We start from the raw sequence: 21364 nt of genomic DNA on the forward strand, positions 1-21364 counted from the left end.
GACCCGGCCGACATTGCTTCAAGTCGCTCATAGTACTACAGTTGTAGTAACAATTCACCAATTGACGAATTCTTTCCACGGAGGCTGGTCGGGCGATGACTGAACAGTTGATAACGGCGCTCGTCGTAGGTGCGGGACCGACGGGCTTGACCATGGCAAACGAACTGACGCGCCACGGCGTCGCGGTGCGGATCATCGACCGCGAGCCCGCGCCGCTGCGCACGTCGCGGGCACTGGTCGTACAGCCTCGCACGCTGGAGATCTTCGACGACATGGGCGTGATCGACGAAGCACTCGCGGCCGGCAATCCGGCCACGTCGCTCACCATCGCGTTCAAGAAAAAGAAGGTGCAGCTTGACCTCGCCGGCGTGTTGACCGGACCGCAGAACCACACCGCCTATCCCGCCCTGCGCACTCTCTCGCAGCACGACACCGAGCGGATACTCAGCGAGTCGCTGACCACGCGGGGTGTCCCGATCGACCGCGGCCGGGCACTGATCGATCTGAGCCAAGACGGTGACACCGTGCAGGCGTCGTTGCGCGGCGACGACGGATCAATCGAGACGGTGCAATGCCGCTGGGTCATCGGCTGCGATGGCGCTCACAGTGCGGTACGCAAGGCAGCTGGCATCGCCTTCACGGGCTCCACTTATCACGACGAGTTCATCATGGCTGACGCCAAACTCGATTGGGACCTACCACACGGCGGCCTGTACGGATTTCCCACTTCGGCAGGCATTTTCGCGGCGTTTTCCATGCCAGGCGAGAACAGATACCGCATCTTCGGCAATGTCGCACCGGGGGTCCCCCCGCGACAGGAGGGACCCGGCGCCGAGTACTGCGAGCCAACCCGGGAAGAGTTCCAGGCGATGCTCGACAAGCGGGTGCCCTTCCCGGCCAGGGTCGTCGAGGACTACTGGGTGACCCGGTATCGGGTGCACAGCCGCGTCGTGCCCATCTATCGCCAGGACCGTGTCTTCTTGGTCGGGGACGCCGCACACGTGCACAGCCCCGCCGGGGCCCAGGGCATGAACACCGGTATCCAGGACGCCTACAACCTGGCCTGGAAGCTTGCCCTGGTCGAACGTGGTATCTGCGATCCGGCACTACTGGACAGCTACGAGGCCGAGCGTCACCCCGTGGGCATCCAGTTGCTCAAGACGACCGACCGGTTGTTCTCAGCTCTGCTGGGGCGCAACCCGATATCGACGATCGCCCGTGGTTGGCTGGGCCCAACGGTTGCGACGCGAGTACTCACTCGACGCGCAGTGCGTCGATGGTTCGTCGGCACATTGGCGCAGTTGCGGCTGCATTACCCGGACAGTCCGCTCAATGCTCAGGACGGTCCCCGGCAATCGGGCAAGGTTACCTGGGCTGATGCCCCCGCACCGGGCGACCGGGCACGAGAGGCCGACATGTTCTCCGGCGGGAAACCGGGCCGCCTCTACGAGACATTCCGAGGCACCCATCACACCGTTTTGCTGTTCACCGGGTTCGACGAACAAGCGCGACCCGCCGTGGAGCTCTGCCGAATTGCCGAACAAGTCGAACACGCCTACCCCGGGCTGGTGCGGGCGCGCGTTATCAGTGCCGAACGTTTCGTCGACCACCCGCTGGCACTTGCTGATCCGGATCGGTCAGCGCACGCTCAGTACGGGGTCAAGTCGCAATGCGTATTCGTCATCCGCCCCGACGCACACATCGGCTACCGCGGACGACCGATCGGCGTAGATCGGCTCCTGGCCGACCTAGCTGCCCGACTGCCCGGCGCTAGCGCGCTGCCGGCCGGTGGGTCGGCCAACCGCGGTGGCGCCGTTGGTCGCAGGTGATAGCTGGGCAGCACTTGGTTCAAGAACTTTCCGAACCATGCTGCGTGTGATCTCGCCGGGGCTGCGACCACCCAGGGTGTGGGGCATAACTAGCGAGGTGAACAGCACCCCGTTGTAGAAGGTGCCGAGCAGCTCGATGTCGTCCTGCGACGGTTCGCAGTCGTTCACACGATGCGCGTCGCGCGTCAGTCTCATGGCGTCATCGGTGATGCGGTCGAGCTCCTGACGCATATCAGGCTTTCGAGCGCACTCCAGCGCCAGTTCAAGCATCGCGAGATAGCGCCCGGGAAAACGCGTCAGCGCGTGATCGACCACGTCGCCTAGAAAGTCTGGGACGCTGACGGTTCGATCCGCCGCTGCGTACTGGGCGCGCAACTCCGTGATCAAGGCGAAGTGCAGGTCGACGATGCGCTGAACCGTCGCCGCCACCAACGCTTCGCGGGAACGAAAGTAGTTGGACGTGGTCCCGCGCGGTACTTCGGCGGCCTCGTCCACTGCACGGTGCGATAGGCCATGCAAGCCATGCATGGCCACTAGCTCGGCGGCGACATCGGTCAGTTTGTCACGCCGCGGCTGATTACTCGGTGGCACGTAGCTGCCTCCACGATCGACTTATCACTATGGCAATAGTAGCGCTGCCGTAGTGGCAACCCGCGCGGTCCGCGTCCTACCAGACACGCACCCAGTCGACGAGCATTTGTGCGGGGTAGCTCCCTGGCCCAGGATCACCGCCACCGGAACCAGCGACCGCCAAATTCAGGACCGGAAACACCGTGTAGCCGGATTCGTTAAAGGGCCAGTCCGGCAGGGAGTTCGCCGGAACGGTGAAGTACGGTTGCGCGCCATCAACGTAATCCTCCCAGAAGCGCATACCGGCTTGGTCCCACTGGCATCGCCAGGTGTGCCACCCGCTGTCCACCGCAATGTTGCGGGTCTTCCATTCCGAACCATTCGATTTCGCATGGACGGTGGTTGCCGAAGGCCAGTTACGGTTGCCGTACCACTCGAGAATGTCGATCTCGCCGCCACGGTCCTCATTGGACAACCACCAGGCGGGCCAGCAACCGGCGGTGAGGCAATCCAGTTTGATTCGAGCTTCCCAGGTGTGGCCGACGCCTCCCCGCCACGGGCTTTGAATTTTGCCGCTGTAGTAGGTGCTGCCTTCTTTTGCGGCACGGATTACCAGGTTGGACTTGCCATCGAGGAACACGTTTTGTCGGTCGTCGCGGTATTGCCCGATGTTCTCGGGTAGCTCCCAGAACGTCGGATCCTTGATGCGCTCACGAGCTCGCGCGACCGTCCACTTCGACGGGTCCGGGGCCGAGCCGGCCGGTCCATCAAACTCGTCCTGGAAGAGGTAGGTCACCGATTGGCCACTGGGCGACGGCGCATCAGGTGGGGACGGCAAAGCCCGGGCCTCCGGGAGGGGAACCGAAGCTGCCAGCGCACCGATACCCGTCATCAGCATCATGCTGCGACGATCCATCTCGGGCATAAACAAGGCACGATAGCAGTCGACAGGGGATTCCCGGGTGACCACTTCGCCTCGGAGCGGTCGTCGTTCTCATAACATTGCGCACAGGGGACGAGGAGGTGAGCTGCCATGGGCGGGGCGAATATGCCTGAACTTGCGATTGCAACGATGCCAAGGGGTGGGCCCGGGGCATCCTGGCTGGATCGTCGGTTCCAAACCGATGCGCTGGAGTATCTCGACCGCGACGACGTGCCCGACGAGGTCAAGCAGAAGATCATCCGGGTGCTCGATCGGGTCGGCACCATGACCCACCTGCACGAGAAGTTCGCCCGCGCAGCGCTGAAACTTGTCTCCGACATACCCCGTCCGCGCATCCTGGAGCTTGGTGCGGGTCATGGCAAACTCTCGGCGAAGATCCTCGAGCTACACCCGACCGCGACCGTCACGATCAGCGATCTGGATCCGACCTCGGTGGCCAACATCGCCGCGGGGGAGCTGGGGACCCATCCGCGGGCGCGCACCCAAGTGATCGACGCCACCGGAATCGACGCGGAGGACGATAGCTATCACCTGACGGTCTTCGCGCTGGCATTTCACCACCTGCCGCCCGCGGTCGCCTGTCGGGCCATCGCCGAGGCCACCCGGGTTGGGAAGCGCTTTCTGGTCATCGACCTCAAACGGCAGACGCCGTTGTCGTTCGCGCTCTCGTCGGCGCTGCTGCTGCCGCTCAACCTACTGCTGCTGCCGTGGTCGTCGATGCGGTCGAGCCTGCACGACGGCTTCATCAGCGCACTTCGTGCCTATAGCCCGTCGGCGTTGGAGACGCTTGCCCGCGCCGCCGATCCGGGCATGCAGGTCGAAATCCTGCCCGCACCGACCCAACTTGCCCCGCCGTCGCTTGCCGTTGTGTTCTCCCGTTCGGGCGCAGGGCCAACCGGAGCTAGCGAGTGCTCGACGAACCGCCGACCCGGCGAATGATTCTGTAGTAGTGGAGGTAAGCCGTCGCCGGTACGACGATGAACGTGATCACGATCAATGCAATCGAGAAGTAGTTTGGGCCGCGCCCCGCGAGAAAGATGGACCGGTAATCGAAGGACACTGCCAGCCCAACCGAGATCACGACCGCAACGATTGGTAACACCTTGTCGGTGAACGCATTTCGCTTCACCGCCGCATGCTCGGCCGCCTGGGAACGCGCCAAGGCGATGAGCGCAATCGGCACGATGATGAACTGAACGAATCGTGCGATCACCGCCAGGCCGGTCAGGTGCAGGTTGTCGAACCGAAGTGCCAGTGGAAATGCGAGCGCCAACGACGCTGTGATCGCGAAGGCAACCATCGGCACATCGTATTGGTTCTTGCGCGACAAGCTTGTCGGCAGCACGCAGCCGTCCGCGAGCGCGGTCCACAGCCGCGGAGCACCGAACGAGGCGGCGACATTAATGCCGAACATCGATACCAAAGCCCCGACGACGACGATCGTTCGGAAGGTATCGTTTCCGATGGCCGCGGCCAGTTTCACAGTGTCGCGGGAGGCGACAATCTTGTCCGATCCCAACAACATCGCTACCGCTAGCGCGAGCAGGTAGATCACGCCGACAGAGAAGATCGCTATTGGTATGGCTCTGGGCAGGTTCCGGTCCGGTGCATCCATTTCCTCGGCGGCGTTGGCGATCGATTCGAAACCGGTGAATGCGTACAACGCGACGATCGTGGCCAGCGCCAAACTCGAGAAGGTGCTTTTGCCAATTTCGGCGACGCCGAGCAACGAGTACGGTGTCGCGCTGTACGCCGACCACGCCGTTGCATAGTTGTTCACGTGCCGCGTGGCGATGATCCACAGTCCGCCGACTATGAAGGCCGAGAGCGCGAATGCCTTTCCCACGGTTGAGGTTCCGTTCGCCCACTTGATCGCTCGGTTCCCGAAGAGATTGATCGTTAGCAGCACACCGATAAAGCCGACAAACGTCAGCGTCTTCACGCTGAACAGTTGGTCGGTGTCGGCCCAGGCCTTTTCGGGGAAGGCCACTCGCAACAGCGTCGAGACGAACAGGGACGCAAGCACCCCCCATGCGATAGAAGCGGTAATGGCGTGGGTGACACCGACGTAGATACCGATCCGGCGCCCAAATGCGGCCGTGGTGTAGGCATACGAGGCACCGTTCGTTCTGACGTACCTCGCCGCCGTTGCAAAGACGATCGCCATTACGCCAGCGAAAAGACCAGCCAAAACGTAGGCGATCGGTGCGAAGGGTCCGGCGAGCTCGATCACCGCACCTGGAGTGAGGAAGATGCCGGCTCCGATTATCGAGTTGATCCCGAGCATGACAACACTCCAGAAACCAAGCTTGTGGATCGCACATCCTCCAGTCCGCGGGCCGACCACCGCACCAAGGCTGTCTAGCACTGAAACCCGCACCGTGCCATAGATTCCCTAGCCTCGATTTTTGAGCTATTGACCCATAGCCGCCGAGGTTGGTGGTCGAGGTGTTGGCCAAGTTGGCGATGCGAAGGCATTGGCGCACACGGGATTAGATGTGCAATTCACAAATGAAGGAATTTCGACACGCGCGGTAGTGTGCGCTAGTACAGGGCTTTTGTGGGGACGAAGGGTTGGCTCGGTGGACGTTGGGTGGCGAGTTGTCGTGATGTCGATCACTGTCATGGCGTTGGCTGTCTTCTCGTCGCGTGGACCGTCAGTTGCCGCGCCGCCGCCCACCCAGGTGATCACCGCGGTGGCCGTCGGGTCCAACGGCCAGCCGATCAATGGCTTCCGAGAGGCACCTGCGCAAGGCAATGTCACCGCAGCCAGCGACTGCACGAGGCCATCGCCGTCGGCGACGGCCGACAACATCTACTACTGTTCGCCCAGCGCCGCCGGCGCCGGCACCTGCTGGCCGTCGACGCCCGGGTCGCTGCTGTGCGTGGATAACCCGTGGGGCAAGCGGCTGCATCGGGTGACCTATGACGGTCCGCTCCCGCCGGTGCGGCCCATCGCTACACCAGACCCGTTCGCGCTGGTCCTCGATGACGGCACACGTTGCCTGCTACGCAACGGCGGCGCCTGGGGCGGGCGCGATGACGGGTACGTCGGCGTCTACGGGTGCGGCGACCCCAGCGCGAACCTCGCGGTGCTGTGGTTACCCAGCCAGGGCCCCGGCACCTGCATCGACCGCGCGGCTCCGGTGTGGACGGTCAAAGTCGGTCAACTCGGCACACCGAGCACCCACCTTCCGCCACCCCAGATCCGCGGGGTGACGACCGCTTGGTTCGCCGGGGTTTGAGCGCCGGTTGGGGGGCCGCAACCGAGCCACGGCTAGGCCAGCATCGAGTCGATCGCGGAGCGCGGGACCAGAACCTGGATGACGCCGGCTGCTTCGGGCAGCAGCTGACCCTGGCTGAAGAAGAAAATCACCCCATCATTCGTGATAGCGAAATTCTGGTAGTTGGCCGGGTCCAGACCAACACTCGGCGCGATCGGCACCGGCTGTTCCGCCTGTTTCTGCACTTCACTTTGCACGATGGGAAAGATCACCGGCAGCGGATCGGTCTCGGGCCGCCACAACGTGTCGTAAGTGATCGGCTTGCGAAAGCCCTGGTCCCAATTGAACGACTTGTACGCGGTTTGCGGGTGCGCGCCCCCCACGTTCTTGTAGACCTTGAGCACCACGGCCTGGGTACCGCGCGGCGGTACCTCCGACCCGTACGTGGTCGAGGTGATATCCAACTGGTAGGGCACGTCGCGTGGGGTAGACGACTTGGCTACGTTGAGGAATTCGTCCTGGGTCTGGTTGACGTAGCTTTCCAGCGACTTCTGGTCGGGGTAGAAGTTCGGCAGGCTGATGTTGATGTTGTAGCCGGGGTCGGTTGTCTGAATCTGGCACACCTGGCCCGTGTCGGTGCCTTTCAGGTTCTCACAGTAGGTCTTGGGCGCAGCCGCGGCCACACCGGGACAACCAAACAGAACGACAGCCGTGACAAGCACGAACATCTTGATACGCACGTAGAAAATCCTCCGGGGCAGATTGCGGCACTGGCGGCCGTAGACGAGAGATGATTGCCGTGATATCCGAGTCGACGACAAACATAGGCCATCGCGCTACTGGCGGCGACGATGGCTGGCGAGAGTCAAGCTAGCAGATCACTCGGGTCCGGCGCTGCTCGGTCCCCGGGTGCCCCCGGCTAACGTGCGTGAGCCGGGCCCCGCGACCTTCTGGTTCCTGGGCCATCAGAAGTCCCAGTCGGTGTCGGTGGTGGCTTGGTGGGTGCCCACGACATACGAGCTTCCCGAACCGGAGAAAAAGTCGTGATTCTCACCCGCACCGGGATCGAGGGCTGCACGCAACGCCGGGTTCACCTGGCAAGTGTCGTGATCGAACGCGGGCTCGTAGCCGAGGTTGGCTAGCGCCTTGTTTGCGTTGTAGCGCATGTAGGGCAGAACGTCGTCGGTCCAGCCCAACTCGTCGTACAAGTCGTGCGCATAGTCGATCTCGTTGCCGTACAGCGTGTGCAGCAGCTCATAGGTGTATTCGCGGTGCTCGGCCCGCTCGGAGTCGGTCAGTTCGGCCAAACCGCGTTGGCACTTGTAGCCGATGTAGTAGCCGTGGACGGCTTCGTCGCGGATGATCAGCCGGATCAGGTCGGCGGTGTTGGTGAGCTTGCCCCGCGACGACCAGTACATGGGCAAGTAGAAGCCGGAGTAGAACAGAAACGACTCCAGCATTACCGACGATGCCTTGCGCTTGAGCGCGTCATCACCGCGGTAGTAGTCGACGATGATCTGCGCCTTTCGCTGCAGGTGAGGGTTCAGTTCCGACCAGTCGAACGCGTCATCGATCTGCTTGGTCGAGCACAGTGTCGAGAAGATCGAGCTGTAGCTCTTGGCGTGCACCGACTCCATGAACGCCATGTTGGTCAGGACCGCCTCTTCGTGAGGGGTGACGGCGTCGTCGATCATGGCCACCGCTCCCACAGTCGCCTGCGCGGTGTCAAGCAGGGTCAGGCCGGTGAACACCCGGATCGTCGTCTGTTGTTCGGTGGCCGTCAGCGTCTGCCACGACGCCAAGTCGTTGGACAGCGGGATCTTCTCCGGCAGCCAAAAGTTGCCGGTCAAGCGTTCCCAGACCTGCAAGTCCTTGGCGTCGAGCAGCCGGTTCCAGTTGATGGCGTGAACCCGGTCGACGAGCTTGCCGGTCATCGACTTCCGTCCAGCCCGTCGAAGTCGGCATAGCTAGACGTCAGGTCCGGTAGTCGGTACCTGGGCATGTCGGCCGCCCTCCTCGTACTTTCACGCTCTTCAGTGGCATATACCAGCACTGTAACTCAGGGATTTCGGATAGCCATATTCCATTCTTCGTGTCTGCGAACTCATTACGAGTCGCGCCCCTTTCCAGTGCTGCCGGGCCGGGCGTGCGTCGGGTGTGGGTAGGTGATGCGGCTTGTTACCAGTGCGTGGAAACCCGAGATGCAAGGACTGGATCTGGCTACGCTGTATGCGCACAGGGATCGGTGATCGAGCGGAGGGGCGGCGTGTCACTTCTGGTCGTGGCTCCCGAGTTTGTGACCTCCGCGGCGGCCGACTTGGAGATCATCGCTTCGACACTGCGTGCGGCGAATGCCGCGGCTGCCGTCTCGACCACCGGACTAGCGGCGGCTGGCGCCGATGAGGTATCGGCGGCGTTGGCCGCGCTATTTGCCGGGTTCGGCCAGGAGTACCAGGCGCTGAGCACGCAGGTCAGCGCGTTTCATCAACAGTTTGTGCTGACGCTGAGTTCGGCGGCCGGATCGTATGCGGCCGCGGAGACGACCGTCGCGTCGCAGTTGCAGACGGCGCATCAGGATCTGCTGGGTGCGGTGAATGCACCCACCCAGACGTTGTTGGGGCGCCCGCTGATCGGCCATGGAGCAAACGGCACGGCCGCGAGTCCGAATGGTGGGTCTGGCGGACTGTTGTATGGCAATGGCGGCGCTGGCTATTCCGCGACGGCGTCGGGGGTCGGCGGTGGCGCCGGCGGTGCCGCGGGGCTGATCGGCAATGGCGGCGCCGGGGGAGCCGGCGGACCCAACGCAGCCGGGGGAGCCGGCGGCAACGGCGGCTGGCTGCTCGGTAACGGTGGGCTCGGTGGGCCCGGAGGCGCCTCGGACATCCCCGGGATGAGTGGTGGACCCGGCGGACCCGGCGGTGCCGCGGGCCTGCTCGGTTTGGGAGCGAATGGCGGAACCGGCGGCCTCGGCGACGGAGTCGGTGTCGATCGTGGCAACGGCGGCACCGGAGGCCGCGGCGGCTTGTTGTTCGGCAACTACGGCGTCAGTGGGCTGGGTGGGGACGGCAGAACCGTCGCGCTGGAGACGATCAAGGTCCCTGAGCCGGCGGTAGACGCCAACGTTAACGGCGGACCGACCTCAACCATCTTGGTCGACACCGGATCCGCTGGTCTTGTTGTCTCACCCGACGATGTCGGAGGAATCCTAGGAATACTTCACATGGGCCTCCCAACTGGATTAAACATCAGCGGTTATAGCGGGGGTCTGTACTATCTCTTCGCCACGTATAATACGACGGTGGATTTCGGGAATGGAATCGTCACCGCGCCGACCGGCGTTAACGTGGTCCTCTTTTCGATCCCAACATCTCCTTTCGCCATTTCGACATATATCAGCGCCTTTTTGACCGATCCAACAATAACCCCGTTCGAAGCCTATTTCGGCACCGTCGGCGTAGACGGCGTCTTGGGCGTTGGGCCGAATGCGGTGGGCCCGGGCCCCAGCATTCCGACCAGGGCGTTGCCCGGCGACCTCAATCAGGGTGTGCTGATCGACATGCCCGGCGGTGAGCTGCAGTTCGGCCCCAACCCACTAACTCCCAGAGTCGAGGTTGCCGGATCGCCGATTACCACCCTCTACGTGTCGGTTAATGGTGCGCCGCAAATACCCGTTCCCTCGATAATCGATTCCGGTGGAGTAATGGGAACCATCCCGTCATATGTGATCGGGTCCGGAACCCTGCCCGCGAACACCGACATCGAGGTCTTCAGCCCCAGCGGCGACCTGCTGTACCATTACAATACGAACGACTACCGCCCGACCGTTATTTCGTCCGGCCAGATGAATACCGGCTTTCTGCCCTTCCTATTCCAACCGGTGTATATCGACTACGGCCCCCCCGGGGTAGGGACGACGGTCTTTGACAACCCGGTGTGAGGTGCCCCGCGTTAGTGGTGGATAACCGCGCCCAGCGGGACAACCCACATGAGCGATCCAGTTGACGACCGACTCGATGACCGCACCGCGGTGATCTACGTGCCGTTCAATGCCGCCGGCCTACCCGGCGGCGTCGCGCGCATGCCCCGCGTGATTCGCGATGCCGGCCTGGAACACCGGCTGCCCAACCCCGTTGCCACCTGGGTTGGGGTCGATGGGATCACCACCGCGCGCGGACCATCGGGCTTGCTCAGCGAATCGGCCCTCACATCGATGATCGTTGACACCGCGGCCGCCCTGTCGACGGCGTGGAAAGCCCGGACACCGCCGCTGGTCGTCGCGGGCGACTGCCCCGTCCTGGTTGCACCGCTGATCGCCGCCCTGCAGGAGGGCGGCGCGGGTCTGGTTTTCATCGATGGCCACGAGGACGCCTGGGACCCCTACCGCACCTCCGGTGAAGCATCAGATTGTGAGATCGGTCTGGCCCTCGGCTTGTATCCCGGCCCCGACGCGCTGGCGCCGCAGCTGCCCTGCGTGAAGCGGGAGCAGTTGATCGTCCTCGGTCCACGCGACCAAGCGGAGCTGGCCGAAGCGGAACAACCCAGCGTCCGCGGACTGGTGGCGCATTACATCAGCGGTGCCGAACTTGTCGCTGTGTCCGAGCCAGCCCAATACCGTGACGTCGTCGACCACATCCGTGACAGTGCCGCCACGGCGCCGGCCGGATGGTGGTGCCATGTAGACCTCGACGTCCTTGATACCGCGTCGCTCCCGGCGGTCGACTATCCGCAACCCGGGGGGCTCAGCTGGGCTCAGCTCGAACGGCTCACCGCGACGTGCCTAAGTGTGCCCGGATGTCTCGGCGCGAGCTGTGTCATCTATAACCCCGATCTGGACGCCGGCCGAAACGCCCCGCGCATCGCGGACTACCTCGCGTTCATCCGCGGCCTGTTACCGCGAAGGCGATGATGCCGCCGTATCGCTGCGGCGCGCGTTCGCACCTTGACCGAGCCTGTCAGCCGCGAATGTCGCTGCCTGGCTTGTCATCCCGGACTGAATATACGAAACGTGCGCCAGGATGTTCCCGCCTCCGGTGCATATCGGATCGTCGGGAGCACACAAGTTGATGGTTTTGGTGCTGTACAGCGGACTGATTGTCGGCAGCGGCCGGCCGCCCCACAACATGCTGGAGAATCCACTCGATGGCTCGCCGAAAAGGGCGACAGCGGCGACATGATCCGCCACCGAGGCCGGCATCGCCGAGGTAGACAAATCGATGACCGTCGCGCCCTGAGAATAGCCACCGAGCACGATCTTCGTGTTCGGGCAGCTGGCGACGGTGTCCTGAATATGCGCGCTCGCATCATCGGAACCGTTTGACGAGCTGGTGTGATAGTCGTCATTGGCAGGGTAATTCACGGCGTACACCCCCATCGACCGCCCTCCAACACGCGAGCCAAGCGAGTCGACGAACGCCTCGCCGACGTCGCCAAGACCGGGATCCTGATGGGTACCTCGAGCGAAAACCACCGCGATGTCGGAGCACGGATCCGCGGAAGCGGCAGGACCCACGATGGGTGCACTCAGTAGGGCCCAGGCCATCCCAACCGAGAAGACAACGATGCGAGCAAGGGTGCGTGCGGTCATCTGCAAATGCTGACATACCGCCGGCCGATGGGCGGTGGTGGTGGGCCACCAATTGGATCCGGTCGCTTTTGCACCGGATTGACAAGGCGGAGCTAGCCAAGAGCGGACGCGGGCCGGCCCGCACCGATGGTCTGCGCCGAATCGCCTTATCGGTCATGAGGTTCCGAACCAAGCGCTCAGCGATTCACGCAAATCCGGTGTCCGGCCGTCGCGCTCAGTGGGCCTAGTGACTGGTGGCGAATAGCAAGGCGCTCAGGGCGCGATCTGCGAGTGCCGGCGGATCGTCTCGGATGCCGACGTGCGTCAGGTCGCGCCCGATGGTCAACGAGGCGATGCCGTGTAGGAGCGACCAAGCCGGGCCAGCGACCTCGCGCGGATCGCCACTGGGCAGCACGTGCGCGTCTTGACACCGCGTGATCGCCTCAAGCAGGTCGTCGAACGCGCGCTCACCCGCGGTCAGCAGCTCCGGATGGTCGCCCTTGTTCGTCTCTGCGCCAAACATCGCTTGGTAGTAGTCGGGATGGGTGACGGCCCAAAGCACATACGCCCGACCCATGTCGATCACCCGCTTGCTGGGATCGGTAGCAGAGCCGACGGCTCCCAATGCATCGTGCAGCTGGATAAACCCCCGGGTGGCGACGGCGGCCAACAGCTCGGCCTTGTCGGCGAAATGCCGATAGGGCGCCGCGGCGCTCACGCCGGCGCGCCGCGCCACCTCCCGCAGCGTGAAGCCTTTTGGTCCCTTTTCGTTGACCAGCCCCAACGCCGCCTCGGTAAGCGCCCGCTTGAGATCCCCGTGGTGATAGCCGTCACGTCGCTTCGCCGAAGTTTCGGGAATCTTCTCTCGACGTGGCATGTAGACAACGTTAACATCAATAAGTTAACATCGTCAACATTGTCGAAGGAGTGCCGATGCCGAACGCCGCCTTGGCCGCGGCTGACGATGCCGCTCGGATCGTCGCCGCGGTGCGTGATGATCCCGCCGGCCGGATACGCCTTGCGGCCGAGTCGTATTCGCTGCGCCGCGGGGATCGGCGGTACCGGCCCTACCGGCGGTCAGTCGTGGCTTTCATGCGTTGGCAACAACGGCGGGGTGTCCTCAACCCACTGGACGCCGATTCGCCCGGCAGCCGCTGGTGGCGGGCGGTCAACGAGTGCCTGCTTCGCGACACGGTGGAAGCGACGTTGCTCATCCAGCGTGGCTACGGGGAACCTTCGCGGCCCAGCGTGGCGCACTGGATTAGCTTCTTCGATGATCCGTCAGCGCAGTCGTGGTATCTGGCGCACAACGCTAGCGTCGTCGCAGGATACCTTGCGCACTCGGAGCTCACCGTGTTCGAGGCGCCCGCCGAGCGATTCTTTATGAACGTTGTGCTCGTGCGGGTGCTATTCGCTCACGCTCTGGTGCTCGACGGTGACCTCGCGCTCGGTAGGCTGTCATTTCTCGGACGGCTGATCGGTCACCCCCGAGCCAGGGGACCTCAGGTGTTCGTAGCGCTGAAAGATGTTCTGCCCGATCGCTATCCGATCGAGGAGGCGGCCGTTGATCGACTCATCGAACGCGAAAGCCGGCTCGGTCGGATCGTGGACTACGGTGTGATCGCCGCCCGCATCGACGTGTTATACGCCTCGTCCGCACGTGCGCTGGACGAGCCGCTTCTGCTCGGCCTTGTCCAGGGTGGAGCACCGTCCTACGCCTGGCCGGCCGATCAACGACACGTGTGGAGGCCTCGTTCGCGGTGGCGGTTGGCCGCAATGATCAGATTCTTGACACGTCCTCGCACCATAGGCCTAACCTCGAACCCGTCGCGGCCTAACGTCGTTGTCCGTCGTGGGGAGGCTAAGCGGCCAGCGCGGCGCGGGCGGCGGCGTGCGTCTGCCGTGCGTACCCGCCCCCGAACAACACCACATGTGCTAGCAGCGGGAAGAGCTGGTGCAGCCCGATCCGGTTGCGCCAACCGGGCTTAAGCGATCGCACGTACTGGTAACCGGCGAGGACGGCGTCGTAGTGCGGGCAACCGAACAGCGCCAGCATCGCCAGGTCGGTCTCGCGGTGACCGGCGTGCGCGGCTGGGTCGATCAGCACCACCCCCTCGGATGTCCACATCACGTTGCCGCTCCACAAGTCGCCGTGCAACCGAGCCGGCCGGTCATCGTCGTCGAAGTCGCCCGCGCGGCAACGTGCCACGACCGCTTCGATCAGTGCACGGGTGGAAGCATCCAGCCGCGCCGCCGCAAGCTCAGCCATTGGGACCAGCCGCTCCTCGGCGTAGAAATCGCCCCAGCGTCGGTGCCGCCGCAGCGACATCGGCAATGGCTGCGACGGAGGACTTCCGGGTCCGAAGAATCCTGGCCCATCCCACCCGTCGGGGCCTGCGCCGAACGCCGTCGCGCTAGCGTCGTGCGTCACGGCCAGTCGGCTGCCGAACACGTACGCGGCTTCGGGGCTTGCGGTCACCGAATCAAGCCGACGCAAGGTCAGGCTCGTTGCGCTATAGGAAACAACCGCCGCACAGGGCACACCGCCGTCAACACTTGATAGCCACCGCAGCCCTGCGGCTTCCCAAGAGAAGAAGCCAGTGGGCGCGCTCGGATGATGCTTGACGAAGTCGGTCACACTGTGACCGATGATGATCCATTGGGACGGTCAAAGCAATTCGGGTGCAACGGAACCCGTTCGACCACCTCTGCCTCCCGTGCATACCGAATGAGCTGGTCCGCGAACGCAGCACCGCCGGCAGCTCGATAATCCTGACCTCCAATCGATCTCCGATCGACTGGTAACCGCTGTTTGCCAACCCCGTGGTCACCGAGTCGCTGCTGACCCGCTTCCCAACGCTCGACACGCACCACCCGCACTCGTGGCCGGCCGAACAACAATCTCGGAGCGTCGGTCACGGCGCTGGAATCCTTCGCACCGCCCAGAGCATCACGTCGTCGCGGAATCCGTCACGACGCCGACACCAAGCCATCACAGCGCGGCTACCGCTTAGCGACCCAGCACAATCGACACAACCACTAGGCGGCTATATCGATGCTGAAGCCAGCCCTCAACGCCGCCCGGAGAGCCAAATCAAGGTTGACTAGGACATCGCGGATGCCCGCGGCAAGTTCGACAGCGCCACCCTCCAGACCGCTCAAGAATGCGGCCCCGGTTTGGCTGATGTCAGTGAAGGCACCCTCGATGCTCGAGAGCAGCACGTTTCCCGTCTGGCCAAATCCAGAAAGCCCGATACCGAAGCTTGCACCAGCGGCGTCGCTAATCACCGCCACTATTTCAGACGCCGCACTCGTCCAAATACTCGCCAGGGAACTGCCGGTCTGGGCGACCAGCGCCAGCGCCACACCGAGGTTGCCGGCCAGGGTCTCACCAGTTTGCGCCAAACTCATCAGCCCTGCACCAAAGCTGGCGACCAGCGCACCTCCAGTTTGCGCCAATGCAGAAATCCCGCTACGTAGGCTCGCCGCCAAGGCCGCGCTGACCTGGGCCGCCACTTCGGCGCTGAGATTGGCCGAAAGGGCTGCACTAAAGGAGAGCGCCGCGTTGACCGTGGCATTGAACGCGGCACTAAGCGCCGGCAACATCGCACTAAACCCAGCACTAAGCTGCCCCGCAACCGCCGGCAACGCCACACCCAGATTCGCCACCAACCCCTGACCCGCCGCCACCACCGCAGCCAAACTCGCCTGCACCGCAGGAGCCCCACTCAAAACCACACCCAACCCAGCCTGCACAGCCGCACCAAGACCCGACAAACTAGCCTGCAAAGCCGGCAAACCACCCGAAACCACCGCACTCACCGCGGCACCAAGCGCCGGCAACATCGCACTAAACCCAGCACTAAGCTGCCCCGCAACCGCCGGCAACGCCACACCCAGATTCGCCACCAACCCCTGACCCGCCGCCACCACCGCAGCCAAACTCGCCTGCACCGCAGGAGCCCCACTCAAAACCACACCCAACCCAGCCTGCACAGCCGCACCAAGACCCGACAAACTAGCCTGCAAAGCCGGCAAACCACCCGAAACCACCGCACTCACCGCGGCACTAAACGCCGGCAACATCGCACTAAACCCAGCACTAAGCTGCCCCGCAACCGCCGGCAACGCCACACCCAGATTCGCCACCAACCCCTGACCCGCCGCCACCACCGCAGCCAAACTCGCCTGCACCGCAGGAGCCCCACTCAAAACCACACCCAACCCAGCCTGCACAGCCGCACCAAGACCCGACAAACTAGCCTGCAAAGCCGGCAAACCACCCGAAACCACCGCACTCACCGCGGCACCAAGCGCCGGCAACATCGCACTAAACCCAGCACTAAGCTGCCCCGCAACCGCCGGCAACGCCACACCCAGATTCGCCACCAACCCCTGACCCGCCGCCACCACCGCAGCCAAACTCGCCTGCACCGCAGGAGCCCCACTCAAAACCACACCCAACCCAGCCTGCACAGCCGCACCAAGACCCGACAAACTAGCCTGCAAAGCCGGCAAACCACCCGAAACCACCGCACTCACCGCGGCACTAAACGCCGGCAACATCGCACTAAACCCAGCACCAAGCTGCCCCGCAACCGCAGACAACGCCACACTGATGTCGGCAACCAACCCCTGACCAACATCAACCAACGCAGCACCAAGACCGCTCAAGCTAGCCTGCAAAGCCGGCAACGCGGCACTAAACGCCGGCAACATCGCACTAAACCCAGCACTAAGCTGCCCCGCAACCGCCGGCAACGCCACACCCAGATTCGCCACCAACCCCTGACCCGCCGCCACCACCGCAGCCAAACTCGCCTGCACCGCAGGAGCCCCACTCAAAACCACACCCAACCCAGCCTGCACAGCCGCACCAAGACCCGACAAACTAGCCTGCAAAGCCGGCAAACCACCCGAAACCACCGCACTCACCGCGGCACCAAGCGCCGGCAACATCGCACTAAACCCAGCACTAAGCTGCCCCGCAACCGCCGGCAACGCCACACCCAGATTCGCCACCAACCCCTGACCCGCCGCCACCACCGCAGCCAAACTCGCCTGCACCGCAGGAGCCCCACTCAAAACCACACCCAACCCAGCCTGCACAGCCGCACCAAGACCCGACAAACTAGCCTGCAAAGCCGGCAAACCACCCGAAACCACCGCACTCACCGCGGCACTAAACGCCGGCAACATCGCACTAAACCCAGCACTAAGCTGCCCCGCAACCGCCGGCAACGCCACACCCAGATTCGCCACCAACCCCTGACCCGCCGCCACCACCGCAGCCAAACTCGCCTGCACCGCAGGAGCCCCACTCAAAACCACACCCAACCCAGCCTGCACAGCCGCACCAAGACCCGACAAACTAGCCTGCAAAGCCGGCAAACCACCCGAAACCACCGCACTCACCGCGGCACTAAACGCCGGCAACATCGCACTAAACCCAGCACTAAGCTGCCCCGCAACCGCCGGCAACGCCACACCCAGATTCGCCACCAACCCCTGACCCGCCGCCACCACCGCAGCCAAACTCGCCTGCACCGCAGGAGCCCCACTCAAAACCACACCCAACCCAGCCTGCACAGCCGCACCAAGACCCGACAAACTAGCCTGCAAAGCCGGCAAACCACCCGAAACCACCGCACTCACCGCGGCACTAAACGCCGGCAACATCGCACTAAACCCAGCACTAAGCTGCCCCGCAACCGCCGGCAACGCCACACCCAGATTCGCCACCAACCCCTGACCCGCCGCCACCACCGCAGCCAAACTCGCCTGCACCGCAGGAGCCCCACTCAAAACCACACCCAACCCAGCCTGCACAGCCGCACCAAGACCCGACAAACTAGCCTGCAAAGCCGGCAAACCACCCGAAACCACCGCACTCACCGCGGCACCAAGCGCCGGCAACATCGCACTAAACCCAGCACTAAGCTGCCCCGCAACCGCCGGCAACGCCACACCCAGATTCGCCACCAACCCCTGACCCGCCGCCACCACCGCAGCCAAACTCGCCTGCACCGCAGGAGCCCCACTCAAAACCACACCCAACCCAGCCTGCACAGCCGCACCAAGACCCGACAAACTAGCCTGCAAAGCCGGCAAACCACCCGAAACCACCGCACTCACCGCGGCACTAAACGCCGGCAACATCGCACTAAACCCAGCACTAAGCTGCCCCGCAACCGCCGGCAACGCCACACCCAGATTCGCCACCAACCCCTGACCCGCCGCCACCACCGCAGCCAAACTCGCCTGCACCGCAGGAGCCCCACTCAAAACCACACCCAACCCAGCCTGCACAGCCGCACCAAGACCCGACAAACTAGCCTGCAAAGCCGGCAAACCACCCGAAACCACCGCACTCACCGCGGCACCAAGCGCCGGCAACATCGCACTAAACCCAGCACTAAGCTGCCCCGCAACCGCCGGCAACGCCACACCCAGATTCGCCACCAACCCCTGACCCGCCGCCACCACCGCAGCCAAACTCGCCTGCACCGCAGGAGCCCCACTCAAAACCACACCCAACCCAGCCTGCACAGCCGCACCAAGACCCGACAAACTAGCCTGCAAAGCCGGCAAACCACCCGAAACCACCGCACTCACCGCGGCACTAAACGCCGGCAACATCGCACTAAACCCAGCACTAAGCTGCCCCGCAACCGCCGGCAACGCCACACCCAGATTCGCCACCAACCCCTGACCCGCCGCCACCACCGCAGCCAAACTCGCCTGCACCGCAGGAGCCCCACTCAAAACCACACCCAACCCAGCCTGCACAGCCGCACCAAGACCCGACAAACTAGCCTGCAAAGCCGGCAAACCACCCGAAACCACCGCACTCACCGCGGCACTAAACGCCGGCAACATCGCACTAAACCCAGCACTAAGCTGCCCCGCAACCGCCGGCAACGCCACACCCAGATTCGCCACCAACCCCTGACCCGCCGCCACCACCGCAGCCAAACTCGCCTGCACCGCAGGAGCCCCACTCAAAACCACACCCAACCCAGCCTGCACAGCCGCACCAAGACCCGACAAACTAGCCTGCAAAGCCGGCAAACCACCCGAAACCACCGCACTCACCGCGGCACTAAACGCCGGCAACATCGCACTAAACCCAGCACTAAGCTGCCCCGCAACCGCCGGCAACGCCACACCCAGATTCGCCACCAACCCCTGACCCGCCGCCACCACCGCAGCCAAACTCGCCTGCACCGCAGGAGCCCCACTCAAAACCACACCCAACCCAGCCTGCACAGCCGCACCAAGACCCGACAAACTAGCCTGCAAAGCCGGCAAACCACCCGAAACCACCGCACTCACCGCGGCACCAAGCGCCGGCAACATCGCACTAAACCCAGCACTAAGCTGCCCCGCAACCGCCGGCAACGCCACACCCAGATTCGCCACCAACCCCTGACCCGCCGCCACCACCGCAGCCAAACTCGCCTGCACCGCAGGAGCCCCACTCAAAACCACACCCAACCCAGCCTGCACAGCCGCACCAAGACCCGACAAACTAGCCTGCAAAGCCGGCAAACCACCCGAAACCACCGCACTCACCGCGGCACCAAGCGCCGGCAACATCGCACTAAACCCAGCACTAAGCTGCCCCGCAACCGCCGGCAACGCCACACCCAGATTCGCCACCAACCCCTGACCCGCCGCCACCACCGCAGCCAAACTCGCCTGCACCGCAGGAGCCCCACTCAAAACCACACCCAACCCAGCCTGCACAGCCGCACCAAGACCCGACAAACTAGCCTGCAAAGCCGGCAAACCACCCGAAACCACCGCACTCACCGCGGCACTAAACGCCGGCAACATCGCACTAAACCCAGCACTAAGCTGCCCCGCAACCGCCGGCAACGCCACACCCAGATTCGCCACCAACCCCTGACCCGCCGCCACCACCGCAGCCAAACTCGCCTGCACCGCAGGAGCCCCACTCAAAACCACACCCAACCCAGCCTGCACAGCCGCACCAAGACCCGACAAACTAGCCTGCAAAGCCGGCAAACCACCCGAAACCACCGCACTCACCGCGGCACCAAGCGCCGGCAACATCGCACTAAACCCAGCACTAAGCTGCCCCGCAACCGCCGGCAACGCCACACCCAGATTCGCCACCAACCCCTGACCCGCCGCCACCACCGCAGCCAAACTCGCCTGCACCGCAGGAGCCCCACTCAAAACCACACCCAACCCAGCCTGCACAGCCGCACCAAGACCCGACAAACTAGCCTGCAAAGCCGGCAAACCACCCGAAACCACCGCACTCACCGCGGCACTAAACGCCGGCAACATCGCACTAAACCCAGCACTAAGCTGCCCCGCAACCGCCGGCAACGCCACACCCAGATTCGCCACCAACCCCTGACCCGCCGCCACCACCGCAGCCAAACTGGCGCCAAAGTTGGCTGCGAAGGCCCCACTGGTGCTCGCCAGCTGGAACAGTCCAGCAAACAAGTTGCCTATCAGAATTCCACCGCTTTGTGCCAGTTCAGAGAGGGCGGGAAGCTGAACGCTTAGGTTTGCTGTAAGGGTTGCGCTGAGATTTGCTGCAAACTCAGAATTGAAGAACGCCAAAAGAGCGGCATTGGCCTCACCAGTCAACGCGGCGCCGGTTCCCGACATAGCGGCACCGAGGTTTTCGAAGGCGACGCCTGCGCTCACTATGGCCTGGCCTGTCTGCACCAGCCCGGTACCAAAGCCAGACGCGAGCGCACCACCAGCCTGCAGGGCAAGCCCAGCTCCGAGGTTAGGAAGGGCGCTTAACGCCCGGAGAAGGGGCGCAGCATCGAAGCTTCCCGTCAGTGAACCACCGACTTGGCCGCCGAGCCCAGCACCAAAGGCGGCGGCATTCTCCGCAGCCGCCGCGAAGGAATGACCAACCCGGAGGAGCGCGGCACCATTGGTTACCTCGGTGGCGAGGTATGCCGACGCGCTGCGACTCACCAAGCTGACGAATTCATCATGGAACACGGCGGCTCGGGCCATCGTTGCTTGATAGTCCCTACCGAAGTTGCCAAAGAGCTGCGCTATCGCGGTCGATACCTCGTCAGCGGCCGCCGGTGACAGCTGAGTTGTAGCGCCCGCTGCCGCCGATGTGACTTCGAGGAGCCCCGTGCGAATACCTGCCAGATCCTGGGCTGCCGTCTCTACGAGTTCCGGCACCAAGCCCACATAAGACATGTTCATGTCCCCACCGCCCCGATGAACA

Annotated in this window: 14 protein-coding genes; 5 read left to right on the top strand and 9 right to left on the bottom strand. The window is 63.8% G+C overall.

The genetic code is table 11. The features are described 5' to 3' along the window. Nucleotides 1-95 precede the first annotated feature (95 nt). Nucleotides 96-1829: an FAD-dependent monooxygenase gene (locus tag AADZ55_RS12695; RefSeq protein ID WP_085327341.1), complete on the top strand. Its 1734-nt coding sequence runs from the start codon at nt 96-98 to the stop codon at nt 1827-1829. On the opposite strand, the gene AADZ55_RS12700 is transcribed toward AADZ55_RS12695, so the two are convergent. After that, nucleotides 1749-2420: a TetR/AcrR family transcriptional regulator gene (locus tag AADZ55_RS12700; protein WP_085327342.1), complete on the bottom strand. Its 672-nt coding sequence runs from the start codon at nt 2418-2420 to the stop codon at nt 1749-1751. The genes AADZ55_RS12695 and AADZ55_RS12700 overlap by 81 nt on opposite strands. A gap of 76 nt (nt 2421-2496) precedes the next feature. Beyond that, nucleotides 2497-3324: a glycoside hydrolase family 16 protein gene (locus tag AADZ55_RS12705; protein ID WP_085327343.1), complete on the bottom strand. Its 828-nt coding sequence runs from the start codon at nt 3322-3324 to the stop codon at nt 2497-2499. A 108-nt stretch (nt 3325-3432) separates the two neighbouring features. Between AADZ55_RS12705 and AADZ55_RS12710 the strand changes: the two genes are divergently transcribed. Then, the gene (locus AADZ55_RS12710) at nt 3433-4281 is read left to right on the top strand and encodes a class I SAM-dependent methyltransferase (RefSeq protein ID WP_085327344.1); all 849 of its coding nucleotides are present in this window, start codon (nt 3433-3435) and stop codon (nt 4279-4281) included. Here AADZ55_RS12710 and AADZ55_RS12715 read toward each other — a convergent pair. Next, nucleotides 4244-5689 carry an APC family permease gene (locus tag AADZ55_RS12715; protein WP_085327354.1) on the bottom strand — a complete coding sequence of 482 codons (1446 nt, stop codon included), beginning with the start codon at nt 5687-5689 and terminating at the stop codon, nt 4244-4246. The two genes, AADZ55_RS12710 and AADZ55_RS12715, sit on opposite strands and share 38 nt — an antisense overlap. A gap of 262 nt (nt 5690-5951) precedes the next feature. On the opposite strand from AADZ55_RS12715, the gene AADZ55_RS12720 reads away from it, so the two are divergent. Beyond that, nucleotides 5952-6587 carry a hypothetical protein gene (locus tag AADZ55_RS12720; RefSeq protein ID WP_242670363.1) on the top strand — a complete coding sequence of 212 codons (636 nt, stop codon included), beginning with the start codon at nt 5952-5954 and terminating at the stop codon, nt 6585-6587. Nucleotides 6588-6619: 32 nt separating this feature from the next. On the opposite strand, the gene AADZ55_RS12725 is transcribed toward AADZ55_RS12720, so the two are convergent. Further along, a complete protein-coding gene (locus AADZ55_RS12725) occupies nt 6620-7306 on the bottom strand; it encodes an esterase (RefSeq protein WP_119185093.1) in 687 nt (228 codons plus the stop codon). A 225-nt stretch (nt 7307-7531) separates the two neighbouring features. Continuing rightward, entirely contained in the window at nt 7532-8500 is a 969-nt protein-coding gene (nrdF, locus tag AADZ55_RS12730; RefSeq protein ID WP_085327346.1) for a class 1b ribonucleoside-diphosphate reductase subunit beta, read from the bottom strand. 332 nt (nt 8501-8832) lie between these two features. On the opposite strand from nrdF, the gene AADZ55_RS12735 reads away from it, so the two are divergent. Beyond that, nucleotides 8833-10503 carry a PecA family PE domain-processing aspartic protease gene (locus tag AADZ55_RS12735; protein WP_085327347.1) on the top strand — a complete coding sequence of 557 codons (1671 nt, stop codon included), beginning with the start codon at nt 8833-8835 and terminating at the stop codon, nt 10501-10503. A gap of 48 nt (nt 10504-10551) precedes the next feature. After that, nucleotides 10552-11472 carry an arginase family protein gene (locus AADZ55_RS12740; RefSeq protein WP_085327348.1) on the top strand — a complete coding sequence of 307 codons (921 nt, stop codon included), beginning with the start codon at nt 10552-10554 and terminating at the stop codon, nt 11470-11472. Here AADZ55_RS12740 and AADZ55_RS12745 read toward each other — a convergent pair. From AADZ55_RS12745 to AADZ55_RS12760, 4 genes are all read right to left on the bottom strand, one after another. Then, nucleotides 11455-12150: a cutinase family protein gene (locus AADZ55_RS12745; RefSeq protein WP_085327349.1), complete on the bottom strand. Its 696-nt coding sequence runs from the start codon at nt 12148-12150 to the stop codon at nt 11455-11457. The two genes, AADZ55_RS12740 and AADZ55_RS12745, sit on opposite strands and share 18 nt — an antisense overlap. A gap of 223 nt (nt 12151-12373) precedes the next feature. Further along, nucleotides 12374-13006: a TetR/AcrR family transcriptional regulator gene (locus AADZ55_RS12750; protein ID WP_085327350.1), complete on the bottom strand. Its 633-nt coding sequence runs from the start codon at nt 13004-13006 to the stop codon at nt 12374-12376. A 984-nt stretch (nt 13007-13990) separates the two neighbouring features. Continuing rightward, complete coding sequence (locus tag AADZ55_RS12755) at nt 13991-14767, bottom strand: fructosamine kinase family protein (protein WP_242670364.1); 777 nt, start codon at nt 14765-14767, stop codon at nt 13991-13993. A 401-nt stretch (nt 14768-15168) separates the two neighbouring features. Beyond that, nucleotides 15169-21342: a PE family protein gene (locus AADZ55_RS12760; protein ID WP_341286191.1), complete on the bottom strand. Its 6174-nt coding sequence runs from the start codon at nt 21340-21342 to the stop codon at nt 15169-15171. Nucleotides 21343-21364 lie beyond the last annotated feature (22 nt).

It is taken from the genome of Mycobacterium decipiens (genome assembly GCF_963853665.1).
Lineage (GTDB): Bacteria > Actinomycetota > Actinomycetes > Mycobacteriales > Mycobacteriaceae > Mycobacterium > Mycobacterium decipiens.